7 protein-coding genes and 2 pseudogenes (1 of these 9 cut by a window edge) are annotated in these 9402 nt (G+C 66.0%); 7 read left to right on the plus strand and 2 right to left on the minus strand.

Going from position 1 to position 9402, the window contains the following annotated elements; translation table 11 throughout:
• Positions 1-537, minus strand: a pseudogene (gene mntR / locus ACFE99_RS10400) (manganese-binding transcriptional regulator MntR); it reaches 183 nt to the left of the window's first position.
• Between the two features lie 183 nt (positions 538-720).
• On the opposite strand from mntR, the pseudogene ACFE99_RS10405 reads away from it, so the two are divergent.
• The 6 genes and pseudogenes from ACFE99_RS10405 to ACFE99_RS10430 all read left to right on the plus strand — a co-directional run bounded on the left by ACFE99_RS10405 (position 721) and on the right by ACFE99_RS10430 (position 7595).
• Positions 721-1695: pseudogene (locus ACFE99_RS10405) on the plus strand (bifunctional riboflavin kinase/FAD synthetase).
• A 156-nt stretch (positions 1696-1851) separates the two neighbouring features.
• Positions 1852-2121 carry a 30S ribosomal protein S15 gene (rpsO, locus tag ACFE99_RS10410; RefSeq protein ID WP_375484909.1) on the plus strand — a complete coding sequence of 90 codons (270 nt, stop codon included), beginning with the start codon at positions 1852-1854 and terminating at the stop codon, positions 2119-2121.
• Positions 2122-2210: 89 nt separating this feature from the next.
• Complete coding sequence (locus ACFE99_RS10415; protein ID WP_375484925.1) at positions 2211-2579, plus strand: hypothetical protein; 369 nt, start codon at positions 2211-2213, stop codon at positions 2577-2579.
• Between the two features lie 373 nt (positions 2580-2952).
• Positions 2953-5244, plus strand: a complete 2292-nt coding sequence (locus ACFE99_RS10420; RefSeq protein WP_375484911.1) for a polyribonucleotide nucleotidyltransferase — start codon at positions 2953-2955, stop codon at positions 5242-5244.
• Positions 5222-6568 (plus strand): M16 family metallopeptidase, encoded by a 1347-nt coding sequence (locus ACFE99_RS10425; protein WP_375484913.1) that lies wholly within the window; start codon positions 5222-5224, stop codon positions 6566-6568. Before ACFE99_RS10420 ends, ACFE99_RS10425 begins: the two co-directional genes overlap by 23 nt.
• 4 nt (positions 6569-6572) lie before the next feature.
• On the plus strand, positions 6573-7595 hold the full coding sequence (locus ACFE99_RS10430; RefSeq protein WP_375484915.1) for a nitronate monooxygenase: 1023 nt from the start codon (positions 6573-6575) through the stop codon (positions 7593-7595).
• A gap of 2 nt (positions 7596-7597) precedes the next feature.
• Here the strand turns inward: ACFE99_RS10430 and ald are convergent, their stop codons facing one another.
• Positions 7598-8713 (minus strand): alanine dehydrogenase, encoded by a 1116-nt coding sequence (gene ald, locus ACFE99_RS10435; RefSeq protein WP_375484917.1) that lies wholly within the window; start codon positions 8711-8713, stop codon positions 7598-7600.
• A gap of 103 nt (positions 8714-8816) precedes the next feature.
• Between ald and ACFE99_RS10440 the strand changes: the two genes are divergently transcribed.
• A complete protein-coding gene (locus ACFE99_RS10440; RefSeq protein ID WP_375484919.1) occupies positions 8817-9377 on the plus strand; it encodes an Lrp/AsnC family transcriptional regulator in 561 nt (186 codons plus the stop codon).
• Positions 9378-9402: the final 25 nt, after the last annotated feature.

Below are 9402 nucleotides of genomic sequence, written 5' to 3' on the forward strand. Positions count from 1 at the left end.
CAAATACCTCACCATCGCCGGATCGGCGTCGTAAATCCGGGCCACCGTGCCGGCGTCGCCGTCGCGGCAGCCCCACAGCTGACGCGCCGGCGGCGTCGGCACCTGTCCGTCGGTAGCCGGTATCGGGTCACCATGCGGATCACGCTGGGGGAAGCCGAGCTTCGCGTCAATGCGGGCCACCAGCCGGTCGGAGACCGCATGCTCGAGAACCTCGGCCTCGTCGTGCACCTCGTCCCAGCTGTAGCCGAGCTCCTTGACCAGGAAGGTCTCCAGCAGCCGGTGTCGGCGCACCATCGCCAGAGCGGCGCGCCGCCCCGATTCCGTCAACGTCACCGCGCCGTATTTCTCATGGTCGACCAGACCCTGCTCGGCGAGTTTGCGGATGGACTCCGATGCGGTACTGGCCGACACCCCGATCTTCTCGGCCAGCATCTTGGTGCTGACCTTCTCCCGCGACCACTCCTGCGCGTTCCAGATGACCTTCAGGTAGTCCTGGGCAACCGGGGTGAGCTCGCCAGGCTCGTTGTCGGGGCGCACATCAGGAAGTTTAAGCAACGCTGGCCTCATCGGGGGGTCGCGCGGCCGCATCGAGACTGCGGTGGCGGCGTGCTCAAGCGGCCGGGTCGCGCTGTGTGCGCAGAATCGACGCGGTGGACGCAGACTCGGCGCACGCACTCCCAGGCGCCGCCGCACACCGCCCGCAGCCGTAGGCTTGCGATTGTGCAACGGTGGCGGGGACAAGACGAGATCCCCACGGACTGGGGCAGATGCGTACTCACGATCGGCGTGTTCGACGGGGTGCACCGCGGACACGCCGAACTGATCGCGCACGCGGTCAAAGCTGGCCGGACCCGCGGGGTGCCGACCGTGCTGATGACCTTCGACCCGCACCCGATGGAAGTGGTCTTCCCCGGCAGCCATCCGGCGCAGCTGACGACGCTGGCCCGCCGCGCCGAGCTGGTCGAGGAGCTCGGTATCGACGTATTTCTGGTGATGCCCTTCACCGCCGATTTCATGAAGCTGACCCCCGAGCGCTACGTCCACGAACTGCTGGTCGAGCACTTGCACGTGGTGGAAGTCGTGGTGGGGGAGAACTTTACCTTCGGCAAGAAAGCGGCCGGCACCGTCGACACCCTGCGCCGGGCCGGCGAGCGGTTCGGGTTCGCGGTCGAAGCGATGTCACTGGTGGCCGAGCGCCATTATAGTTAATCCTTGACGTTTTCCTCGACCTACATCCGCTCCTGCGTCGACGCGGGGGATGTGGTGGCCGCGGCCGAGGCGCTGGGTCGGCCGCATCGCGTCGAAGGTGTGGTGGTCCGCGGCGACGGGCGCGGCATGCAGTTGGGTTTTCCCACCGCTAACGTGGCCCCGCCGATGTACTCGGCCATCCCGGCCGACGGTGTGTATGCCGCCTGGTTCACCGTGCTGGGGCATGGGCCGGCGACCGGCAACGTCGTGCCGGGCGAGCGCTACAAAGCCGCGGTGTCGATCGGCACCAACCCGACATTTTCCGGGCGCACCCGCACGGTGGAGGCATATGTTCTCGACGCCACCGCCGACCTGTACGGGCAGCACGTGGCGCTCGACTTCGTCGCACGCATCCGCGGACAGCGCAAGTTCGAGTCGGTGCGCGACTTGGTCGCCGCGATGAACGACGACACCGACCGGGCCCGCACGCTGCTGGTCGCCGGCTAAGTTGGCGCTGCTAGACTTCCCGGCGACACGGTGTGTGCTGCAGTTCGCGGCGGCCGCACCCAGTATCCCGTGGCGATCGCAAGCGCGGCATTGCCGGGCGCAGCGGGTCGCCGCGCGATAACTGAAGATCGCGGACCGATTGATGGAGAGTAATTCGTGGCGCTGACAGCCGAGCAGAAAAAAGAAATCCTCAAGACGTACGGCCTGCACGAGACCGACACCGGGTCTCCTGAGGCGCAGGTGGCGTTGCTGACCAAACGAATCGCGGACCTGACCGAGCATCTGAAGATCCACAAGCACGACCACCACTCGCGTCGGGGGTTGCTGCTGTTGGTGGGACGGCGACGCCGCCTGCTCAAATATGTGGCCCAGATCGATGTGGAGCGCTACCGCTCACTCATCGAGCGGCTGGGTCTGCGTCGCTGAGCTAGCCGATGCGCGCCCTGGCCGCGGCGGCCATCACGGCAATCGCATTGACGCTGTGAGGGTGCTCCTCCGAGACCAACACCGCTGACCTGCGGGTAGGCGACTGCCTGCGGCTCGGCGGCACCGGTGATCGGCCGGTGGCGACCAAGGTGGCTTGCGGTAGCCGAGCCTCCAACTTCAAGGTCGCAGCCACCGTCGGTAGCCGCGAGCAGTGCCCCGGCGACGTCGACTCCTCCTATTCGATGCACCACGCTTTCAGCGACTCCGGCAACACCGCCTGCCTGGATGTCGACTGGGTAGTGGGCGGCTGCATGAGCGTCGACCCGCAGCACACCACCGACCCGTTTCGGGTGGATTGCAACGACAAGTCCGTGCCGCATCGCCAGCGCGCCACCCAGATTCTCACCGGCCTGAAGGAGCCGGTCAGCGTCGACCAGTGCATCAGCGGCGTGGGTTAGGCGTATGCGCAGCGGGGATTCGCCGTGTGCGTCGAGGACGTCACTTAGCGCCGCGGATCACTGCCCCCCGGTTTGGTCAGAAGGTGCAGCTAGCCGGTGTAGAGTGAGGACGTTCTGGGCCATATCGGTCCGAGCAGGTGCGGTCGCGCAATCCGCGCGCACCGTCCCAGCGGGTCACGACAGGACCACAACCGAGAGAAGGTCAAGTCTGCATCGGACGGTCTTCGGTAGTGGCGGCCGGGCTTGTACCGGCCGCTTCGATCGACGGCCGTAGCCGCATCCAGACTGGATAGCTGCAGGTTTTCCTGGTCCCTCCGGGTTTTGCGTGACCTCGCGAAACAGCTGAATACCCAGAGAGGCTGCACGGACGTTCATGTCTGTCACAGAAATTGAAAAGGGCGTGTTCGAGTCGACCGCCGTCATCGACAACGGAAGCTTCGGCACCCGCACCATTCGTTTCGAAACCGGCCGGTTGGCGCTGCAGGCCGCCGGCTCCGTCGTCGCCTACCTCGACGAAGAGAACATGCTGCTGTCGGCGACCACCGCCAGCAAGAACCCCAGGGAGCAGTTCGACTTCTTCCCGCTCACGGTCGACGTCGAGGAGCGCATGTATGCCGCCGGGCGCATCCCCGGCTCCTTCTTCCGTCGTGAGGGCCGGCCGTCAACCGATGCGATCCTGACCTGCCGGCTCATCGACCGTCCGCTGCGCCCGTCGTTCGTCGACGGATTGCGCAACGAGATCCAGGTTGTGGTGACGATCCTGAGCCTGGACCCCAACGACCTCTACGACGTGCTGGCGATCAACGCCGCATCGGCGTCCACCCAGCTAGGCGGGCTACCATTCTCCGGCCCCATCGGCGGCGTCCGAGTCGCACTCATCGACGGCACCTGGGTGGCTTTCCCGACCGTCGAACAAACCGAGCAAGCGGTGTTCGACATGGTGGTGGCCGGGCGCGTCGTAGGCAGCGGATCGGGGGACGGCAACCCCGACGTCGCGATCATGATGGTGGAAGCCGAGGCCACCGAAAACTCCATCGAACTGATCAATAGCGGTGCGCAGGCGCCGACGGAAAGCGTTGTCGCCGAAGGTCTTGAGGCCGCCAAGCCGTTCATCGCCGCGCTGTGTGCCGCCCAGCAGGAGCTGGCCGACGCGGCTGGAAAATCAGGGAAACCGGCACCTGACTTCCGGTCGTTCCCCGACTACGGCGACGACGTGTACTACTCGGTGGCCTCGGTGGCCACCGACGAGCTGGCCGCCGCCCTGACCATCTCCGGCAAGGCCGAGCGCAACGCCCGCACCGACGAGATCAAGGCCGAGGTGCTGGCCCGGCTCGCCGACACCCACCCCGGTCCTGAAAAAGAAGTCAGCGCCGCATTCCGCGCACTCACCAAAAAACTAGTGCGCCAGCGCATCCTGACCGACCATTTCCGCATCGACGGCCGCGGCATCACCGACATCCGCGCGCTATCTGCGGAAGTATCCGTGGTGCCGCGAGCGCACGGCAGCGCGCTGTTCGAGCGCGGAGAAACCCAGATCCTCGGCATTACGACCCTGGACATGATGAAGATGGCCCAGCAGATCGACTCGCTGGGACCGGAAACCACCAAGCGCTACATGCACCACTACAACTTCCCGCCGTACTCCACCGGCGAGACGGGCCGGATCGGCTCGCCCAAACGCCGCGAGATCGGGCACGGCGCGCTGGCCGAGCGGGCGCTGATCCCCGTATTGCCCGCCGTCGAGGACTTCCCCTACGCGATCCGGCAGGTCTCAGAAGCCCTGGGCTCCAACGGTTCGACGTCTATGGGCTCGGTGTGCGCGTCCACGCTGGCGCTGCTCAACGCCGGGGTGCCGCTCAAGGCGCCGGTCGCCGGCATCGCGATGGGCCTGGTATCCGACGACGTCGAGCTCCCGGACGGCGGTACCGAACGGCGCTTCGTCACGCTGACCGACATCCTCGGCGCCGAAGACGCTTTCGGGGACATGGATTTCAAGGTCGCCGGCACACGTGACTTCGTCACCGCGCTGCAACTGGACACCAAGCTCGACGGGATACCGTCACAGGTGCTCGCCGGTGCGCTTGCTCAGGCTCGCGATGCCCGGCTGACCATCCTGGAGGTCATGGCCGAGGCCATCGACCGGCCAGACGAAATGAGCCCCTACGCACCGCGGGTCACCACCATCAAGGTGCCCGTCGACAAGATCGGCGAGGTGATCGGTCCCAAGGGCAAGATCATCAACGCGATCACTGAGGAAACCGGCGCGCAGATCTCCATCGAAGACGACGGCACCGTGTATGTCGGCGCCACCGACGGGCCGTCCGCGGAGGCCGCCATCGAGCGAATCAACGCGATCGCCAACCCGCAGCTGCCCAAGGTTGGCGAGCGGTTCCTTGGAACCGTGGTCAAGACAACCGATTTCGGCGCGTTCGTGTCGTTGCTGCCGGGGCGTGACGGCCTGGTGCACATCTCCAAGCTTGGCAAGGGCAAGCGCATCGGTCGGGTCGAGGACGTCCTGAACGTGGGCGACAAGCTGCGAGTGGAGATCGCCGACATTGACAAGCGGGGCAAGATCTCGTTGATCCCGCTCGGCGACGACGAGACCGCCGATCGTGCTACCAGTTCGGGGGCCGCGCCAGCCGATGCCGCGACGGCCAGCAGTTAAGGCGGGCGCCCTGCGCCGGGGCCAGCACAGCGGCGAGCTGTCAGCCGCGCTACGGCGCACCACACTGCCCGGCGGTCTGCGCGTGGTGACCGAATACCTGCCCGCGGTGCGTTCCGCGTCGGTCGGGGTGTGGGTCAGCGTCGGTTCGCGTGACGAGGGAGCCACCGTCGCCGGGGCGGCGCACTTTTTGGAGCACCTGCTGTTCAAGTCCACGCCGACCCGCACGGCCGTGGACATCGCGCAGGAGATGGACGCTGTCGGTGGTGAGCTGAACGCGTTCACCGCCAAGGAGCACACCTGCTATTACGCGCATGTGCTCGACAGTGATCTAGAACTGGCGATCGAGCTGGTTTCCGATGTGGTGCTCAACGGTTGCTGCGCCGCCGAAGACGTCGAGCTGGAACGCGATGTCGTGCTCGAGGAAATCGCGATGCGCGACGACGATCCCGAGGACGCGCTGGCCGATTTGTTCTTGGGTGCCTTGTTCGGCGACCACCCGGTCGGTCGACCGGTGATCGGCACTGTGCAGTCGGTGTCGGCGATGACGCGCGCTCAGCTGCACTCGTTTCACCTGCGGCGCTACACACCCGAGCGGATGGTGGTCGCGGTGGCCGGCAATGTCGACCACGACGAGGTGGTGGCGCTGGTACGCGAACATTTCGGACCGCGGCTGGTCCGTGGGCGCCGGCCGATAGCACCGCGCAAAGGTGCGGGCCGGGTGACCGGGCGGCCACGGTTGGCGGTGGCCAACCGGGATGCCGAACAAACCCATGTGTGTCTTGGTGTGCGCACACCCGGCCGGCATTGGCAGCATCGCTGGGCGCTGTCGGTGCTGCACACCGCGCTCGGTGGCGGCTTGAGTTCGCGGCTGTTCCAACAGGTCCGCGAAACCCGAGGGCTGGCCTACTCCGTCTACTCGTCGCTGGACATCTTCGCCGACAGCGGCGCGCTGTCGGTTTACGCCGCCTGCCTGCCCGAGCGGTTCCCCGAGGTCGCGCGGGTGACGTGCGACGTACTGGAATCGGTGGCGCGCGACGGCATTACCGAGACCGAATGCCGGATCGCCAAGGGGTCGTTGCGCGGCGGGCTGGTGCTCGGCCTGGAGGATTCCGGTTCGCGGATGAACCGCATCGGCCGCAGCGAACTGAACTACGGTGAGCACCGCAGCATTGAACGAACGTTGCAAGAGCTCGACGACGTCACCGTCGACGAGGTCAACGCGGTCGCGCGGCGGCTGCTTCGCAAAGCATATGGGGCCGCGGTTCTGGGCCCATATCGCTCGAAACGATCGGTGCCGCAACAGCTTCGGGCGATAGTACAGTAGCGCCATGGTATTGGGCTTCTGGGATCTCGACGTACCGGTGGTCGGAGCGCCGATGGCCGGTGGCCCGGGTACGCCGGCGCTGGCGGCCGCGGTTACCAATGCCGGCGGGCTTGGTTTCCTCGCAGCCGGATACCTGACCGCAGAGCGCTTGGCCGACGACATCGCGGCAGCCCGCGCCGCCACCACGGGCCCAATTGGGGTCAACCTGTTTGTGCCGCAGCCCAGCGTGGCCGACTATGTACAGCTGGACCGCTACGCAGACGAACTCGACGAGATTGCGGAGCACTACGAGGTCGAGGTGGGTCAGCCCCGTTTCGGTGACGACGACGGCTGGCAGGACAAGCTTGACGCGATAGCCGACGTCCGGCCCGAGGTGGTGTCGTTCACCTTCGGCGCCCCGTCACCGGATGTGCTGCGGCGGTTCGGCGCGCTGGGAATCTTGCTGTTCATCACCGTGACGTCGACTTACGAGGCGGGGGTGGCCGTGGCCGCCGGAGCGGACGGCCTGGTTGTTCAGGGCCCCGATGCCGGTGGGCACCGCGGCACGTTCGCGCCGGACATGAACCCCGGTACGGAGTCGTTGGGTGAACTGTTGGGCCGAATCCGTGCCGCGCATGATGTTCCGCTCATCGCTGCGGGCGGTTTGGGTACCGCCGAGGACGTTGCCGGTGTGCTGAACAGGGGAGCGGTGGCAGCGCAGGTGGGCACCGCGCTGCTGTTGAGTGACGAAGCGGGCACCAGCTCCGCGCATCGCAGCGCCTTGCGCAATCCGCAGTTCGGCAAAACGCTGGTGACTCGGGCGTTTTCAGGGCGGTACGCGCGCGGACTGGAAAACGACTTCACCCGCCTGCTTGACGACGTCGCGCCGCTGGGTTATCCAGAGGTCAACCACATGACGTCGCCGATCCGCAAGGCGGCCGCGGCCGCCGATGACCCACATGGGTTAAATCTTTGGGCCGGAACGGCTTTCGCGGACGCCCGTCCCGGGCCCGCCGCAGACATCGTCGCTGCACTCGGCGACGTGTGACATCAGCCGAGCACCGTCGCCGGATCGGTGAATGCCAGATTCAGGTCGGCGGCAACCTGGTGGGACAGCAGTGCACCGTCATGCGTCGAAAGTCCTTTGCCCAGTGCGGGATCGGACTGGCATGCGGATTGCCAGCCGTAGTCGGCGAGCTTGAGCACGTACGGCATGGTTGCGTTGGTCAATGCAGACGTCGACGTCTTGGGCACTGAAGCGGGCATATTCGTCACACAGTAGAACACCGTGTCATGCACCGCGAACGTCGGATTGTCGTGCGTGGTCGGCCGCGAGTCCTCGAAGCAGCCACCCTGATCGATGGCGATGTCTACCAACACCGCACCGGTTTTCATCTGGCCCACAAGAGAGTTCGATAGCAGCTTAGGTGCTTTGGCGCCGGGCACCAGGACTGCGCCGATCACCAGGTCGGCGCGCTTAACTACGTCTTCGAGATCGTAGGCCGACGAGTACCGGGTGCGGACGTGCCCGCTGAACGCAGCATCGACTTTCCGCAATTTTTCGATGTTGATATCCAAAACCGTGACGTGGGCGCCCATGCCGCTGGCGACCCGGGCGGCGTTGCAGCCGGCGGTGCCGCCGCCGATCACCACGACGTCAGCCGGCTCAACGCCGGGAACCCCACCCATCAACAGCCCGCGGCCGCCGTGGGTGCGCATCAAATGGTAAGCGCCGACTTGAGCGGAGAGCCGCCCCGCAATCTCGCTCATCGGCGCCAACAAAGGCAGCTCGCCGTCGGCGGTTTGTACCGTCTCGTAAGCGATCGACGTGATTCCGCAGGTCAGCAGCGCTTCGGTGCACGACCGCGAGGCCGCCAGATGCAGGAACGTGAACAACGTCTGTCCGCGCCGCATGCGGGCGTACTCGGCTGGCATCGGCTCCTTGACTTTGAGCACCAGCTCGGCGGCGGCCCACACCTCCTCGGCAGTGGTCACCAGCTGCGCCCCCGTGGCCTTGAAATCGGTGTCGGTGATGGCCGAGCCCTCGCCGGCACCGGCCTGGACGAGTACCTCGTGGCCACGGCGCGTCAGTTCGGCGACCCCGGCGGGGGTAATGGCAACCCGGAATTCGTTGTTTTTGATCTCGGTCGGGATACCGACACGCATGGTCGCTCCTTGCCAGAGCTCAGTGAAAAGACCTCCTTCAATTGTGAAGAAAGTTCGGCAACTCCGCTAATCCGGCCGCGGATAATTCTCTAAGCTGCGGCATATGCCCGCAGATTTGACTGGCCGGCCCCACACTGGGAGTGCGGCGGCGAAGGATCTTCGGCCAGTTGTCCTCGATGACGTGGACCGCAGAATCGTGAGTCTGCTGCACGCCGATGCCCGGATGACCAACAGCGCGCTCGCAGAGAAGCTGGGCATCGCGGCGTCCACCTGTCACGGCCGAGTTCGACGCTTGCTGGAGCTAGGCGTGATCCGCGGGTTTTACACCGACTTAGACCCAGTCGCCATCGGATTGCCGTTGCAGGCGATGATCGCGGTCAACCTGCAATCCCACGCCCGTGGCAAGATCCGTAGCTTCATCCAGCAGATCCGGCGCAAGCCACAGGTGATGGATGTCTATTTTCTGGCTGGCCCCGATGATTTCATCCTGCACGTCGCGGCCCGCGACACGGAGGACCTGCGCTCGTTCGTGGTGGAGAACCTCAACGCCGACGCCGACGTCGCCGGCAAGCTCCGGGCCGAGATCGCCGCGCTCCAGCACCGCGTCGGGGTCCTCGAAGAAGAGGTCCGGCGGCTCGGCGGGTCGCCGGGCGAGGCAGTCTGATCGACCCCGAAGAGGAGCCCTCCCG

The organism is uncultured Mycobacterium sp., assembly GCF_964249325.1.
Lineage (GTDB): Bacteria > Actinomycetota > Actinomycetes > Mycobacteriales > Mycobacteriaceae > Mycobacterium.